The sequence below is a fragment of the Streptomyces sp. NPDC048417 genome (assembly GCF_040651615.1).
Classification (GTDB): Bacteria; Actinomycetota; Actinomycetes; order Streptomycetales; family Streptomycetaceae; genus Streptomyces.
Map to the genome: position 1 here is coordinate 165,522 of NZ_JBEZKI010000007.1, position 13,553 is coordinate 179,074.

The window sequence follows — 13,553 nt, forward strand, 5'->3', positions numbered from 1 at the left end:
AGTTCGGCGCTTCAGGCCGACGGTATCAGGAGGACGGTGCTCCGCCAGTGGGGCGAACGGGCCGTGGGACTGGTCCGGCTCTTGCCGACCACGCTTCCCGGCACGAGTCCCAGCCCATAGGAGAGTGCCGCGCGCCGGGTCCCTGTCGGTCGTGTGCCCGCGCCCTTCATTCACTGCTCTTTCTGCCCTTCGTCCAAAGGCGATTCGAAGCTGGTGAGTTCCGCGATGCTGTGGAGGATCGCGCGGTATTGGACACGTCGTTCCTCCGCGGTGGTGCTCAGTGGGAGAACCGCCATGCGCTTGTGGTCCGGGTGGGGAAGGCAGGTGTGGACCTGGAGCAGCGGGGTCGGCGGAAGGCCCGACTCGGGGGACGGGGTGCGCACGGTCTCCCCCATGGATGCCGGCCCGCCGGGCAGATCCAGGTACCCGACATGGGCGTCCATGTTCTTCGGAGGTTCCGTCGGTGTCGGAATTCAGGAACGAGCGGGCACAATGCCGGCCCGACGACCGCGTTCGACGTCCTCGGCGGTGGCACCCCAGTCGGCGACGCCGCGAAGTCCTCCGTCCGATCCGGTCTGCTGATGAAGGAAACGGAAGCGGCGCGGCATCGACCCGTCGGACGCGGGCGCGGCCAGCACCCCGATGAAACGGGGGTCGCCGGCCAACCACACCTCGCCGATCTGGGCCTTGAGCTCCGATGCCGCACGGGGTGACATGCGGCGGCTCCACCAGCCGACTCCCCAGTGCCGGCCGAACACCATGGGCAGCGCTTCCTCCGGCCGGGCCGGGTTCGGGAACTCGAACCAGCCGAACTGCCTGCCGACGACATCGGTCCGCTTGGTGAGGCCGTACGGCACCTCGTGGGACAGCTGCCACGGGTACACCTGCAGGACCCGACGCATCCGGAAGACGGCGGAGACGACGAAGAGCTGCAGGAAGGCACGGTAGAAGCTGTAGATCAGGAACGGCACGACGACGATCGCGTATCCGGGCCCCGGGATCACCGCCAGAACGGCCAGCAGGGCGAACCACACCGCGATCCAGGCGAGGAGAGCCAGTACGTTCGTCACCAGCTGCTTGCCCCAGGCGCGCCGGGTCGGAGGGTGCTCCCAGGCTGTGGGATGGTCCGCGGGGTTCATATGGGCTCTCTCTTGCGCTTCGATTCAGAACAATGCCGTGCGAGGTCGATCAAGGCGGCGACCGACTTGCGTGGTCATTGTGAAGCCCGGGTGGATTTGGCGTGAGGGCCGATGCGGTCAGCCGGGCGGCACCCCTCCTTTGAGCTCCCTTTGCGGTCCATTGGTTGTGGCCCCGAAACCCTCGCCCCACAGTGACCGTGGCCGTCTGCGTCCTGCGGGGCGGCCGGGTACGCAGGTATTCACGGGGGTAGTAGTGGCGGATCACGTCAAGGTGTCCACGACCGAGTTGCGGGAGATCAGCCGGTCGGTCGCGAAGTTGAAGTCCAGCTTTGAGCATGCGAAGGATCTCGTCGACTCGTACGGCTCCGAGATCGGGTCCGGTGATGTGGCCGGCGCGCTGGGTGACTTCGCGGACGACTGGAAGAAGAAGCGCAAGCAGCTCTGCGATGGCCTCGAGTTTCTCGGGAAGACCGCGGGCGAGGCGGCCAAGGCCTACGACGGGGTCGATCAGCATCTCGCCGACGCGTTGCTCAAGGCCCAGTCGGGGGACAAGTGAGCGATCACGACTTCTCCGGTATCGACTGGCAGACGGCTCGGTACGACGACCGGGAGTTCACGCCGGGGGATCCGTACGAGGTGGCCCGGCTCGGCAAGCGGATCTCCGACACCGCCAAGCTGATCGAGGAGCAGGCCGGCAAGCTGCACAACCTCGTCGACGGGAACGGGTGGGACTCCGACGCGGGCAGGGAGTTCACCAAGAAGACCGGGGACACCGTCAAGCTGCTCAGCCAGTCGCATCAGCGGTACGCGGCGGCGGGTGCGGCCCTCGGATCCTCCGTGCCGTACGAGCCCATCGCCGACACCGTCCGGGAGAACTGGGCCACCGCCCTCAACCACGCCCAGAACCGGGTCCGTTCGGCGCTGAAGAAGGCAGCCGCTGCCGATACCGACAGCAGTAACTACCAGAAGCAGATCGATCAGCATCCGTCGAGTAGCGACAGCCATCCCGACAAGCAGAAGCTGAAGCGGCAGAAGGAGGCCTCCGACGGGGAGCTCGACGCCGCCAAGCGGGAGCTTCGGGCCGCGCTCGACTACCGGGACACCCAGGCCGGGTACGCCGCCAAGGCGATACGGGACGCCATCGACCACGACGGGCTGAAGGACCCCAAGCACCACTGGTGGGACAACTGGAAGGACTGGGTCGCCACCATCGGCCACTGGGCGGGAGCGATCGCCGGAGTGCTCTGCCTGCTGGCTCTGGTGCTGAGCTGGGTCCCCATCCTCGGCGAGGTGCTCGGGGCACTGGCCCTGATCGCCTCCGTGGTCGCGCTCGTCTGCGACACCGTCTCCGCGCTGGACGGCAAGGGCACCTGGCTGGACGTCGCCATCGACGTGGTCGGCGTGCTGTCCTTCGGTGCCGGCCGGGTGCTCGGGACGACCTTCAAGGAGGCGGCCACCGCCGCACGAGGATCGTCGGCGCTCAGGGAGTTCCTGAACCTGCGGGGGCTGGGCGTGGGCGAGAAACTGGCCGGTGAAATCGCCCAGGCGAACTCGGGAGTCAAGGCGGGCAAGATCGGCGAAGCCCTGGCGAAGGGACCGGACAGCGTCCTGCCCAGGATGAAGTCGATCGTCAAGGAGTCCGTCAACTTCAAGGCGTACTTCAGCGACATCCGCACGGCCGTCGCCGAGCGTGGTGCCGAGGACTCGATCCTCACCAAGGACCTGCCCAAGTGGAGCGGTCTCTCCGAATCGGTCTTCAAGGGCAAGGCATGGTCGGCCGGTGGCCTGTACGCAGCGAGCCAGGTGCTGCCGCTGGGCGCGGGCATCGTGAACCTGGCGCCCGCGGCGGGCTGGGAGCCGGCCTCCATCGAACGCAACCTGTTCGACGGTCTCAAGCACACAGCTCCCCTCGGGTCGAGCGGGATTCCCTTCTACAACTGGAACTGGAAGGTCGCCGGCGGCTGAGGGCGTCCGCGGTACCGGATCACGGCGAGGCCCGCAAGGGCGAGGAGAGAACGAGGAACGTGGCACTTGGAGACGGTCAGACCGTCGACGAACAGTTCGCCCGGCTTCCGAGAAGCAGGCAGCGCGAACTCGAGGAGAAAGGGCTCGGTCTGCCGAGACTGCGCGACATCGCCCTTGAGGAGGGCGGTGAGCTGGCCGTGCAGCACATCCTCGCGGAACACTCGCGCCCTTCCAGCCTGTGGGATTTCGACGGCGATCGACGCACGGACGAGAGCAGGGGGGCGTGGCCGTGGATACGGCTGCTCCTGGCCGCCGTCATCGGCGTGGTCCTGTGCCTGCTGTCCACGTACGTCCTCAATTCCTCGGCGCTCTTCGTCGGCGCGGCCTGCGGTGTGGTCGTGGCCTGGGCGGGGTTCAAGACCCGCAGGTCCCTCGGCGGGCTCGTGGCCTGCGGCCTCGTCGCGGTCGCCTATGTCGCCCTGATCTGGATGGGCTCGTACGCCGCCGACGAGTGGTACCTGCACCTGCGTGGGCAGGAGACCACGGTCACCTACGCGAAGCCCCTGCACGAGCAGGCGTCGCACGGCGTCCGCGTCACGTACTGCCGTGTCACGCTCCCGGACGGAACGGTCCGCAGGGTGTTCAAGAACGACAAGCGGTGCCCGGACGAGACCATGGTCGGCGCCAGGACCCTTGCGGTGATCGACCCGTCGGATCACTACCGGCCGGTTCTCGGAGGCAAGTCCGCCATCGGCGGGACCGCCGCCGCGTATGTCTGCCTCTGCGCCGCAGCCGTCCTCGTCCTCACCCCGGTGACGGCCGCTGTGATGAGCCGGTCGAACGAGCGGCGCAGCGGGCGGGGCGAACAGGGCCGTCGGGCGAGCGGAACGGACGTATGACCGACGGTACGGAAACCCGCGTCACGCCCGTCCCACCCCCCTCCGACTACCGTCTCGCCGTCCCCGACGGCTGGGAGCGGATCGTGCTGGACAGTCCGGAGCGCTGGACGCACCGCATCGACAAGCTGGTCAAACGGGGGCTGCGGCGTACGCAGGCCACCCCGCAGCTGGAGGCCGCGCTCGCGGAGCGGATGCGGGCACAGGCCGAGGCCGCGCAGGCCAACGGCGGTGTGGAGATGTACGTCGTCAACCAGGTCCTCGGCCAGGTTGCCGTCTCCGCCGGTCTGGTCGTGACCGTCCTGCGGCCCTCGCCCGGCACCGACCCCGGCGACCTCGGCGACATCGCCCGCTCCCTCGCCCTCCGCGCCGACGCCGGTGACGCCGGTGACGCCGGTCAGGTCGGTGACGACGACGTCACCCTCGTCGACCTCCCCGCCGGCCCTGCCGTACGCCACCGCTACCTCCGCCGGCCCGCCCCCGACGCCCCCGGCAACCTCGACGGCAACAAGCTCGCCGTCGCCCATCTGGACGTCTACCTCGCCGTCCCGCACAGCGGCCAGCGGCTGTTGCTCTCCTTCTCGACCCCGACGGCACCGCCGCTTGAGCCGCTGGTGGAGGCCCTGGTCACGTTGTTCGACTCCGTCGCCCGCACCCTGCAATGGATGGCCTGATGCCCGAGTTCGCCGCCGCCACCGTTCGTATGCGGACACTGGAGGACGCCGTCGCGCTGCCCGTGCGGTCGTCCGTGGATCCGCGCGTGTGGGCTGCGGGGGCCGCCCGGGAGCTCGCCGGCCCGGGCGACGACGAGCCGAAGCTGCTCGACGCTCTCGCCGCCGAACTCCGCGAGGCCGCCGCCGACTCCCGCGAGCGCGGCCCGATCACGGCGCTGTCGTACGTCCCTGAGCCGCGCCTCGGTGAACTCGCCCGGATCGAGCTGTCCGCGCTGGTCGCCGACGACACGTACCCGACCATGACCGTCGACCTGCTCCAGCGCTATCTCGCCGCCCCCACTCCGGTCTCCTACCGCCCGCCCGAGGCCGAGCTCCGTACCCTTCCCGCGGGCCCGGCGGTGCGCGTACGGCACGCGTACGTCCAGGACGTCGGCCGGGACGGGCTGGGGACGGTGATGGAGACGTGCGCGTACGGCATCCGGGCCGACGCGAAATGGGGGCTCGTCCTGCTCACGTCCTGGCGGGCGTTGGCCCACACGGACACCCTGTGCGAGCTGACCGACGAACTGGCCAAGACCGTCCGGGTCACGTCCTGGCAGCGTCGCTCCGCCGGGTCAGGATCACCGTCAGCCACACCAGCATGACGACCGTGGCGAGCGTCGAGAAGATTCCCACCGCCCACAGCCAGGGGTAGTGGCCGAACACCCAACTTGGTGGTCCCGAGCGGTGTTTGCTCTTGCCGCTGTCCACCGTGTTGAAGGCCAGGGACAGGAAGGGCACGAGCGGGGCCGCCGCCAGGACGGCGAGCATGGTGGAGCCCAGGGCGCGGCCCGGGTGGGCCTTCCAGGACTTGCGGTCCGCGCCGCCCATCGCCCGGAGGAAGAGGGCGAAGAGGAGCGGGGCGGCCGCGCCAAGGCACACCGCGAAGGCATACGCCCCGCCCGGCCAGTTCCGTGCCGCCCACCGCCAGGTGTCGTCGCCCCACAGCGAGTCGATCGTCGCCAGCAGGACGATTCCGCCCGCGATCAGAAGGAAGACCAGGCACCCGAACAGGCCGTCCCTGCTCTTCTTCTCCTTCTTGCCGGCCCCCCGGACCCGCGACGCGGCCGGAGCGGCCCTCGGGCGCCTGGGCTTGGCCGATCCGCCCACGGTGAACCTCTCTCTCGGTCAGCCGGCGGTCAGATGACGAAGCAGGGACTCGCCCTCCAAGGACGTCAGACGGCACCAGGAGCCGTCCGTGAAGGTGATCCTGAAGTCCCGTTTGCCGGCACTGAACGGTCGCCGCTCGACGGCGGCGACCGTGCTGAGGTCCGTCTCCCAGAGGACTTCCTCCCAGGGCTCCCTGGGGTCCTTCAGCCCGCCGAGCACCAGCAACCGGCGGTCGGTCAGGGCCAGCTCCGTGATGTCCGTGTCAGGGCGGCGGGCCGGGTCCAGCTGCCAGGGGAGGGTGCGGGCGATCGTGCCGGAGGCGGCCCACAGCACCGGGAAGTCCTTCTCCTCGTTCTCCGGGTCCTCGCTCCTGCCGAGGCCGTCGGGCTGGGCCGGGCTGCCTCCGAGGAGTCCGAAGACGATGGTGAGCAGGAGGGTGAACACCGCCACCACGCCGTCCCACACCACTCGGTCGAACCACGAGCGTGGGCGATACGCCGGCCCTGCCGGCCACTCCGCCAACTCGCCCTGGATGTCCCGCCGTTCCGTGTCCCGGAACCAGCGTCGCCCCTCGACCCGCCCCGCGGCCGCGGTCGCGAAGGACACCCGGCCGCGCGTCACGAGCTCCTCGCCCTCGGGGGGCTTCCAGTGATGGCGGTACGACGGCTCGATCACGGCCCGGCACCCTCCCCGTCATTCATGCCAGCGAACCTTCACCCGGCCGGCTGATCCTAGTCGGGCCGCTCCGCCGGCAACCGCCGCAGTACCCGCGACAGTTCGGGCACTGCCGCCACGACCGTGCCTGCCATCATCCGCAGGGCCGGCCCTGCGCGGCACCCGCACCAGCCAAGCAAAAATCACGGCATGTCTCGGTCAAACCGACGTGAGTGATTCGTGCAGGCCTCATGGGTGCGTGGTGAGGGCTCCTGGCGTGGAGGGTGCCCGAGCAGGGCGTTCGGGATTCGCCGGCGCACAGTCCGGCTCGTGTCCGCGTCCCCATACTCCCAACTGGCCCAAGGGTCTCCCTCGTTGCAGATCGGAACGACGATTGCAGTGAGGTCAAGGTGTTCGAACGCGCCTTGAGGGGCTTATGCGCGGCTGATACGGTGCGATCGCTTGACACTCACCCCGCGGCCGAGTAATCGGCCGAGTCGGGGTGATTCGTGTGGAGTGTCCGCTTTCGCGGTGCGGAAAGCGTTGACGGCGTTTCAGAGTTCTTGACAGACAAAGTCTTGGGTGTAACGGGGAGCGGTTGCGTGAAGATCCAGGAGCGTACGGGGGCGGGCGCCGGTCGTTCCGCCGGTCCGGCTCAGCCTTCGGTCGGTGACCGGCTTCCCACCGCGCCGCGCGAGCGCAAGCCGGCGCTGGCCGCACTCGCGGTGCTGCTGATCCTGCTGGGCGCGCTGGGTGCCACCATGCTGGTGCTGCAGGCCGGCGACCGGATCGAGGTCGTCAAGGTGACCGACGACATCCAGGCCGGCGAGTCCGTCAACAGCAGCAACGCGGCGTCCGTCCTGGTCGCGGCCGACGACAGCATCAACTACGTCAAGTGGTCCCAGCTGGACTCCCTGAAGGCCTACAAGGCCAGGTCCACCATCTACAAGGGCACGGTCGTCATCGGCGACATGTTCAGGAAGGGCAACTCCCTGCCGGCCGGCAAGGCCGCCGTCGGTGTCGCCCTCAAGGAGGGCCAGTACCCGGCCGACATCAAGCCCGGTGACGTCGTCGCCGTCTACAACGTGGGCACGAGCAGCTCCGGCTCCGGCAACACCGACTCGACGTCCACCTCCTCCGGTACGCCGATCGTCGACAACGCCGAGGTCAAGACCAAGGCCGACACCAGCGACGCCACCATCAGCACCGGCAACCTCTCGCTCACGCTGCTCGTCGACGAGAACGACGCCGCCGCCGTCGCGCGTGCCGCGTCCGCCGGCGCGGTCGCCATCGTGCACGTACCCGGCAACGGCAACTAGAAGGCGGCCCCACCCCATGGCGCTCATCGCAATCGCCGCCGACAAGGGTTCCCCCGGCGTCACCACCGCTGCCGTCGCGCTGGCCGCGGTCTGGCCGCGCCGGGTCCTGCTCGCCGAGGCCGACCCGGCCGGCGGTGACCTCGTCTACCGCAGTGCCGCCGCGCACGGCGGACCGCTCAACCCCAACACCGGCATGCTCTCCATCGCCGCTACCGCCCGGCGCGGGCTCGTGCCCGACCAACTCTGGGATCACGTACAGCCGTTGAGCGGTGGCCTCGAGGTCCTCGTCGGGCTCGGTATCGCCGAGCACGCCGCCGGTCTCGCCGGGCTCTGGCCCACGCTCGGGCACGCCTTCGCCTCCCTCGCCGACTCGCCGAACGCGCCCGCCGACGTCATCGCCGACTGCGGTCGCATCAGCGGCGACACCCCGGCCGTGGAACTCCTCCCGCACGCCGCGCTCGTCCTGCTGGTCTCGCGCACCGAGCCCGAGGCCCTCGCCCGGGTCCGGGATCGTGCCGCCGCGCTCGCCCAGAAGCTGCACGGCGGCCCGCGCGGTGCCGCCGCCCTCGCGACCCCGCTGATCGGGGTCGTCCTGATCGCCGACCCGGCCGGTTCCGGCAAGCTGGTCAACCAGGTCAACGACATGCTCGTACACGCCCAGACCGGTGCCCGGGTCGTCGGTACCATCGCCGACGACCCCGCCGGCGCCGACCAGTTGGCCGGCCGCAAGCGCGGGCGCCTCGACAAGTCCCTGCTCATCCGCTCGGCCCGCAAGGTCACCGCCGACCTCCACCAGCAGTACGGCGCCGCCTGGTCCGTACCGACGCAGGCGCCCCATGCGGGGGCCGGCCGATGACCGCTGTCGACCACCAGTTGGTCAAGCGGTTCCGGCAGGACGCCGGCGACCGGATCGCCGAGCAGCGCCGCCAGGACCAGGCGTCCGGCGTCACGCCGATGTCCACCGAGGACGAACGGCAGTACGCCCGCGCCGTCATAGCCCAGATCCTGGAGGAGAACGCCCGCGCGGAGATCAACGCCGGGCGCACCCCGCTGGACGCGGAGACCGAGGAGCAGTACGCCGCGGCGGTGCACGCGGCGCTGTTCGGCGTCGGCCGCCTCCAGCCGCTGCTCGACGACCCCGAGGTCGAGAACATCGACATCAACGGGTGCGACCAGGTGTTCGTCGGGTACAGCGACGGGCGGGAGGCGAAGGGGGATCCCGTCGCCGAGACCGACGAGGAACTCGTCGAGCTCATCCAGGTGCTCGGCGCCTACTCGGGTCTCTCCTCCCGGCCCTTCGACTCCGCCAACCCGCAGCTCGACCTCCGCCTCCCCGACGGCTCCCGGCTCTCCGCCGTCATGGACGTCACCCGGCGGCCCGCGCTGTCCATCCGCCGCGCCCGCATGGGCAAGGTCTTCATCTCCGACCTGGTCGGCAACGGCACGCTGACGCCCGAGGTCGCGCACTTCATGGCCTGCGCCGTGCGCGCCCGCAAGAACATCATGATCGCGGGGGCGACCAACGCCGGAAAGACGACGCTGCTGCGCGCCCTCGCCAACGAGATCCCGCCGCACGAGCGGCTCATCACCGTCGAGCGGGCGCTGGAGCTCGGCCTCGACACCTTCCACGACCTGCACCCGAACGTCGTCGCCTTCGAGGAGCGGCTGCCCAACTCCGAGGGGCAGGGCACCATTTCGATGGCCGAGCTGGTCCGCCGTTCACTGCGTATGAACCCGTCCCGGGTCATCGTCGGTGAGGTCCTCGGCGACGAGATCGTCACCATGCTCAACGCGATGTCGCAGGGTAACGACGGGTCCCTCTCCACGATCCACGCCAACAGCTCCAGCGAAGTGTTCAACCGTATCTCGACGTACGCGCTCCAGGCCTCCGAGCGGCTGCCCATCGAGGCCAGCCAGATGCTGATCGCGGGCGCGGTGAACTTCGTCGTCTTCATCCAGCGGCGCAACAACTACCAGACCGGCGGCCGCCTCCAGCGCATGGTCACCTCGGTCCGTGAGGTCAACGGCGTGGACGGCCGGGTGCTGTCCAGCGAGGTGTTCGCGGAGGCCCCCGACGGCCGGGTCGTACCGCACGCGCCCATAGCCTGCCTGGAGGACCTGATGGCCTACGGCTACCAGCCGCACGGGGCGTGGGGGTGACGTGACATGAACCTGGGTTCCCTGGGCTCCATGGGCGGCCTCTTCTCCGTCCCGGTCCTCTCCGCGCTCGCCTGCGGTGTCGCCGTCGGCGGCGGGCTCGCGCTGCTGTTCCTTGCGGTCCGCGGCCTGCCCGCCAAGCCCGACCACGAGAAGCAGAAGGCCAACGAACGGGCCGCCGAGCTCATCCGGTTCGCCGGTCAGCGCGGTTCCCTCGCGGCCATCATCGGCCTCGCCGTGCTGCTGCTGACCCGCTGGGCGGTGGCCGGTGTCGCCGCCGGTGTCCTGGTCTTCTTCTGGGACAAGCTGTTCGGCGGCGCCGGCGAGGAACGGGCCGCGATGAAGCGCGTGGAGGCGCTCGCCTCCTGGACCGAGTCGCTGCGCGACACCATCGCCGGCGCGGTCGGCCTGGAGCAGGCCATCCCGGCCTCCGCCCGCGCCGCCGCGCCGATCCTGCGGCCGCACCTCGACGCCCTCGTCGACCGGCTGCGCGCCCGCACCCCGCTCCCCGACGCGCTCCAGCACCTCGCCGACGAGATCAACGACGCGTCGGCGGACATCATCGTGGCTGCGCTCATCCTCAACGCCCGCCTCCGCGGCCCCGGTCTGCGCCAAGTGCTGGGCGCCCTGGCCAAGTCGTCGCGCGAGGAGGTCGACATGCGCCAGCGCGTGATGGCCCAGCGGGCGTCCACCCGGCGATCGGTGCAGATCGTCGTCGCCGTGTCGGTGGCGTTCGTCCTCGGCCTCGCCGTCTTCAACCGCGACTTCGTCTCGCCGTACGGCACCGCCGTCGGCCAGCTCGTCCTCGCCCTGGTCTGCGCCCTGTTCGCGCTCGGCTTCTGGTGGCTGCGCAAGCTCTCCACCATCGAGACCCCGGAGCGGTTCCTGGTCCGCGACCAGTCCTCCGTGCAGTTCGTACGACCGCCCCGCACCGCGCCCGGGCAGCAGCCGCTGCCCACCGAGGAAGGAGTACGCCGATGAGCCTCACGATGCCGATCGTCGTCGGCGTGATCCTGGGTCTGGGCGTCTACGCCCTGATCCGCGCCCTGATGCCCTCAAAGCGCAGCGCGATCGCACAGATCGCCCGGATCGACGCGATGCGGGCACGCGGCGCGGCCTACGAATCGGCGCGGCAGACCCAGGACACCGGCCGGTTCGGCTCACTGCGCGCCGACGTCGGCGAGCGGGTCGCCGAGTTCTACCGGCAGCAGGGCTGGGAACAGCGCTCGCTGCGCGCCGATCTCGCCGTCCTGGACCGCAGCTGGGAGAAGTTCCTGGCGACCAAGGTGCTGCTCGCGGCCGGCGGAATGCTCTTCGGGCCGTTCCTGTTCGCCGTCGTCTACACGATGGGCTTCGGCCGCAGCCCGGTCATCCCGGTCTGGCTGGCCCTGGTCTGCTCGGCCCTGTTCTTCTTCCTGCCCGACCTGGAGGTACGACGGGACGCGGCCGACAAGCGCCGGGACCTCAAGCGGGTCATCGGGGCCTACCTCGACCTGGTGTCGATGAGCCTCGCCGGTGGCCGAGGCCTGCCCGAGGCCCTGATGGCGGCCGCCGAGATCTCCGACGGCTGGGCCAACCAGCGCATCCGCAACGCTCTCTCCGACGCCCGGATCACCGGCGTCAGCCAGTGGCAGGCGCTCGGCGCGCTCGGCGAGGAACTGGGCGTAGAGGAACTGAAGGACCTGTCGGCCTCGCTGGCCCTGGTCGCGGACGACGGCGCCAAGGTCCGTGAGTCCCTTGCCTCCCGCGCCGAGACCATGCGCCACCGCGAACTCGCCGAGATCGAGGGCAGCGCGGGCGAGAAGTCCCAGTCGATGCTCGTCGCCCAGCTGTTGCTGTGCGCCGGCTTCCTGGTTTTCCTGATCTTCCCGGCGGCGATGCGGGTGTTCCAGGTGTGAGCTGACGTGAGCCGAATCGCGAACCTTCGCCAACTGCTGTATCGACAGGAACGATAGGAAAAGGGGAGAACTCACCATGAACGGACGGAACCTGACCGGGCGGAACTTCAGCACCGGGATCCCGGCGATGGACTTCCTCGTCACCTTTCTGCAGAGCCGGGTGCAGCGCGCCCGCTCCGGCGAACTCGACCGCGGCGCCTCCGCCGTCGAGTGGGTCATCATCTCCGCGGTGGTCGTGGCGATCGTCGGAGTGGTGGCCGCCATCATCAACGCCGCGCTGAGCGACGGCGCCAAGAAGGTCGGCGACTGCATCAAGGGCGCCAACGCGAGCGGGACCTGCTGACCAGGCACGCGACGGGGGCGAAACGGGGATGACGGGGGTCTTTGTGGACGTGAACGGATGGCTGCGCCGCCGGGCGGCCGCCGCGCGTGGTGACTCGGGCATGACCGCGATCGAGTTCGTGTTCCTCACCCCCGTCCTCTTCTTCATGATCTTCGCGACCGTGCAGTTCGCGCTGTACTTCTTCGCCGACCACGTGGCCCAGGCGGCGGCCCAGGCGGGCGCCCGCAAGGCCCGTGCCACCGCCGACGCCGAGCCCGGCGCCTGGCGCGGCGAGGCGCAGGACGTGGTCGACTCCTACATCAGCCAACTCGGGCCGCAGCTGGTCCTGTCGCCCGACGTGAAGATGCTCCAGCCGGAACAGAACACGGTCGGTGTCGAGATCACGGCCCGCATCCCCACGGTGTTCCCGGGACTGGACCTGACGGTGCACGCGCAGTCCTCGGGGCCGGTCGAGCGGTTCGTGGAGGATAAGAACTAGATGTCCTCCGTAAGGGAAAAAGCCCTGGACGACCGGGGGTTGTCGACCATCGAGGTGGTCATCCTCGCCCCGGTCATGATCCTGTTCATTCTCGTCCTGGTCGCCTTCGGCCAACTCGTCGACGGGCGGGGCGCGGTCGACGGCGCCGCGCGCGACGCGGCCCGGGCCGGCTCCATCCAGAAGGACCACGCCACGGCCATGTCGGAGGCCCGCAAGGCCGCCGAGGCCGACCTGTCGGACGTCTGCGCCGGCCCGGTCTCCGTCGTCCAGACCAGCGCGGGCTTCGCGCCCGACACCATCTTCACCGTCGAGGTGAGCTGCGAGGTGCGGGGCCTGGCCATGCTGGGCCTGGACATCCCGACCACCCTCACCGCGAGCTTCTCCTCGCCGCTGGACCCGTTCCGGAGGTCGGCGTGAGCATCGCGTTGCTGCGCAACTGGTGGGCCGTGCGCCGGCTCCGTCTCGACGACCGGGGCTCGGGCGCCGGCGCGGTCATCATCTTCGCCCTGGTGTTTCTGTCGCTGTCCGCTTTCGTCATCGACGGCGGCCTGTCCATCTCCAAGCGCGAACGCGCCGCCGACATCGCGGAACAGGCGGCCCGGTACGCGGCGCAGGACATCGACAGGGAGAAGCTGTACGAGGGCCAGGGCACCGCGCCGATCAACTTCCAGGACTGCGACGCCCGGGTGAAGACCTTCGCCCGCGAGATGGACATGTCCGGCGCCGACATCGCCGCCACGCACTGCGTCGCCGCCGACGCCCAACAGGTCCAGGTCGAGGTCCAGTTGACCTACGATCCGGTCTTCACGGGCATGTTCTACGGCGGAGCCATCGTGGTGCACGGCCAGGCGACCGCCGAGAACGAGGTCGGCTGAGGGCGG

18 protein-coding genes are annotated in these 13,553 nt (G+C 70.0%); 14 read left to right on the plus strand and 4 right to left on the minus strand.

Annotated features, from left to right (window positions below; all coding sequences use genetic code 11):
- Positions 1 to 170 precede the first annotated feature (170 nt).
- Together AB0D59_RS13425 and AB0D59_RS13430 are read right to left on the minus strand one after the other, a co-directional pair.
- Positions 171 to 443, minus strand: a complete 273-nt coding sequence (locus tag AB0D59_RS13425) for a hypothetical protein (protein ID WP_362564408.1) — start codon at positions 441 to 443, stop codon at positions 171 to 173.
- Between the two features lie 30 nt (positions 444 to 473).
- Positions 474 to 1,139: a hypothetical protein gene (locus tag AB0D59_RS13430; RefSeq protein ID WP_362564410.1), complete on the minus strand. Its 666-nt coding sequence runs from the start codon at positions 1,137 to 1,139 to the stop codon at positions 474 to 476.
- A 271-nt stretch (positions 1,140 to 1,410) separates the two neighbouring features.
- On the opposite strand from AB0D59_RS13430, the gene AB0D59_RS13435 reads away from it, so the two are divergent.
- From AB0D59_RS13435 to AB0D59_RS13455, 5 genes are read left to right on the plus strand one after another with little or no spacing between them, the layout of a single operon-like run.
- Positions 1,411 to 1,695, plus strand: coding sequence for a hypothetical protein (locus AB0D59_RS13435; RefSeq protein WP_362564411.1), 285 nt, complete (start codon positions 1,411 to 1,413; stop codon positions 1,693 to 1,695).
- A complete protein-coding gene (locus AB0D59_RS13440; protein WP_362564413.1) occupies positions 1,692 to 3,104 on the plus strand; it encodes a hypothetical protein in 1,413 nt (470 codons plus the stop codon). Before AB0D59_RS13435 ends, AB0D59_RS13440 begins: the two co-directional genes overlap by 4 nt.
- A 59-nt stretch (positions 3,105 to 3,163) precedes the next feature.
- Positions 3,164 to 4,003 carry a hypothetical protein gene (locus tag AB0D59_RS13445; protein ID WP_362564415.1) on the plus strand — a complete coding sequence of 280 codons (840 nt, stop codon included), beginning with the start codon at positions 3,164 to 3,166 and terminating at the stop codon, positions 4,001 to 4,003.
- Entirely contained in the window at positions 4,000 to 4,674 is a 675-nt protein-coding gene (locus AB0D59_RS13450; RefSeq protein ID WP_362564416.1) for a hypothetical protein, read from the plus strand. The genes AB0D59_RS13445 and AB0D59_RS13450 overlap by 4 nt, the downstream gene beginning before the upstream one ends.
- On the plus strand, positions 4,674 to 5,318 hold the full coding sequence (locus tag AB0D59_RS13455; RefSeq protein ID WP_362564418.1) for a hypothetical protein: 645 nt from the start codon (positions 4,674 to 4,676) through the stop codon (positions 5,316 to 5,318). Before AB0D59_RS13450 ends, AB0D59_RS13455 begins: the two co-directional genes overlap by 1 nt.
- On the opposite strand, the gene AB0D59_RS13460 is transcribed toward AB0D59_RS13455, so the two are convergent.
- Together AB0D59_RS13460 and AB0D59_RS13465 are read right to left on the minus strand one after the other, a co-directional pair.
- A complete protein-coding gene (locus AB0D59_RS13460; protein ID WP_362564419.1) occupies positions 5,260 to 5,823 on the minus strand; it encodes a hypothetical protein in 564 nt (187 codons plus the stop codon). The two genes, AB0D59_RS13455 and AB0D59_RS13460, sit on opposite strands and share 59 nt — an antisense overlap.
- An 18-nt stretch (positions 5,824 to 5,841) precedes the next feature.
- Positions 5,842 to 6,498: a hypothetical protein gene (locus tag AB0D59_RS13465; protein WP_362564421.1), complete on the minus strand. Its 657-nt coding sequence runs from the start codon at positions 6,496 to 6,498 to the stop codon at positions 5,842 to 5,844.
- A 581-nt stretch (positions 6,499 to 7,079) separates the two neighbouring features.
- Here AB0D59_RS13465 and AB0D59_RS13470 point away from each other — a divergent pair.
- The 9 genes from AB0D59_RS13470 to AB0D59_RS13510 all read left to right on the plus strand — a co-directional run bounded on the left by AB0D59_RS13470 (position 7,080) and on the right by AB0D59_RS13510 (position 13,547).
- A complete protein-coding gene (locus AB0D59_RS13470; RefSeq protein ID WP_362564423.1) occupies positions 7,080 to 7,796 on the plus strand; it encodes a hypothetical protein in 717 nt (238 codons plus the stop codon).
- A 16-nt stretch (positions 7,797 to 7,812) separates the two neighbouring features.
- Complete coding sequence (locus tag AB0D59_RS13475) at positions 7,813 to 8,652, plus strand: hypothetical protein (RefSeq protein ID WP_351694080.1); 840 nt, start codon at positions 7,813 to 7,815, stop codon at positions 8,650 to 8,652.
- Complete coding sequence (locus AB0D59_RS13480; RefSeq protein WP_362564424.1) at positions 8,649 to 9,956, plus strand: ATPase, T2SS/T4P/T4SS family; 1,308 nt, start codon at positions 8,649 to 8,651, stop codon at positions 9,954 to 9,956. Before AB0D59_RS13475 ends, AB0D59_RS13480 begins: the two co-directional genes overlap by 4 nt.
- Positions 9,957 to 9,986: 30 nt before the next feature.
- Positions 9,987 to 10,934: a type II secretion system F family protein gene (locus AB0D59_RS13485; protein ID WP_362564661.1), complete on the plus strand. Its 948-nt coding sequence runs from the start codon at positions 9,987 to 9,989 to the stop codon at positions 10,932 to 10,934.
- The gene (locus AB0D59_RS13490; protein WP_362564426.1) at positions 10,931 to 11,851 is read left to right on the plus strand and encodes a type II secretion system F family protein; all 921 of its coding nucleotides are present in this window, start codon (positions 10,931 to 10,933) and stop codon (positions 11,849 to 11,851) included. Before AB0D59_RS13485 ends, AB0D59_RS13490 begins: the two co-directional genes overlap by 4 nt.
- A gap of 91 nt (positions 11,852 to 11,942) precedes the next feature.
- A complete protein-coding gene (locus AB0D59_RS13495) occupies positions 11,943 to 12,194 on the plus strand; it encodes a hypothetical protein (RefSeq protein ID WP_362564663.1) in 252 nt (83 codons plus the stop codon).
- A gap of 28 nt (positions 12,195 to 12,222) precedes the next feature.
- Entirely contained in the window at positions 12,223 to 12,672 is a 450-nt protein-coding gene (locus tag AB0D59_RS13500) for a TadE family protein (RefSeq protein WP_362564428.1), read from the plus strand.
- Positions 12,673 to 13,089, plus strand: a complete 417-nt coding sequence (locus AB0D59_RS13505; protein WP_362564430.1) for a TadE/TadG family type IV pilus assembly protein — start codon at positions 12,673 to 12,675, stop codon at positions 13,087 to 13,089.
- Positions 13,090 to 13,091: 2 nt separating this feature from the next.
- Positions 13,092 to 13,547: a pilus assembly protein TadG-related protein gene (locus tag AB0D59_RS13510; protein ID WP_362564664.1), complete on the plus strand. Its 456-nt coding sequence runs from the start codon at positions 13,092 to 13,094 to the stop codon at positions 13,545 to 13,547.
- Positions 13,548 to 13,553 lie beyond the last annotated feature (6 nt).

Bases quoted from the DNA above. Each gene is read 5' to 3' on its own strand.
- AB0D59_RS13455 (WP_362564418.1), top strand. From the start codon at position 4,674: ATGCCCGAGTTCGCCGCCGCCACCGTTCGTATGCGGACACTGGAGGAC.
- AB0D59_RS13450 (WP_362564416.1), top strand. From the start codon at position 4,000: ATGACCGACGGTACGGAAACCCGCGTCACGCCCGTCCCACCCCCCTCC.
- AB0D59_RS13500 (WP_362564428.1), top strand. From the start codon at position 12,223: ATGACGGGGGTCTTTGTGGACGTGAACGGATGGCTGCGCCGCCGGGCG.
- AB0D59_RS13490 (WP_362564426.1), top strand. From the start codon at position 10,931: ATGAGCCTCACGATGCCGATCGTCGTCGGCGTGATCCTGGGTCTGGGC.
- AB0D59_RS13505 (WP_362564430.1), top strand. From the start codon at position 12,673: ATGTCCTCCGTAAGGGAAAAAGCCCTGGACGACCGGGGGTTGTCGACC.
- AB0D59_RS13425 (WP_362564408.1), bottom strand. From the start codon at position 443: ATGGACGCCCATGTCGGGTACCTGGATCTGCCCGGCGGGCCGGCATCC.
- AB0D59_RS13430 (WP_362564410.1), bottom strand. From the start codon at position 1,139: ATGAACCCCGCGGACCATCCCACAGCCTGGGAGCACCCTCCGACCCGG.
- AB0D59_RS13480 (WP_362564424.1), top strand. From the start codon at position 8,649: ATGACCGCTGTCGACCACCAGTTGGTCAAGCGGTTCCGGCAGGACGCC.
- AB0D59_RS13485 (WP_362564661.1), top strand. From the start codon at position 9,987: ATGGGCGGCCTCTTCTCCGTCCCGGTCCTCTCCGCGCTCGCCTGCGGT.
- AB0D59_RS13475 (WP_351694080.1), top strand. From the start codon at position 7,813: ATGGCGCTCATCGCAATCGCCGCCGACAAGGGTTCCCCCGGCGTCACC.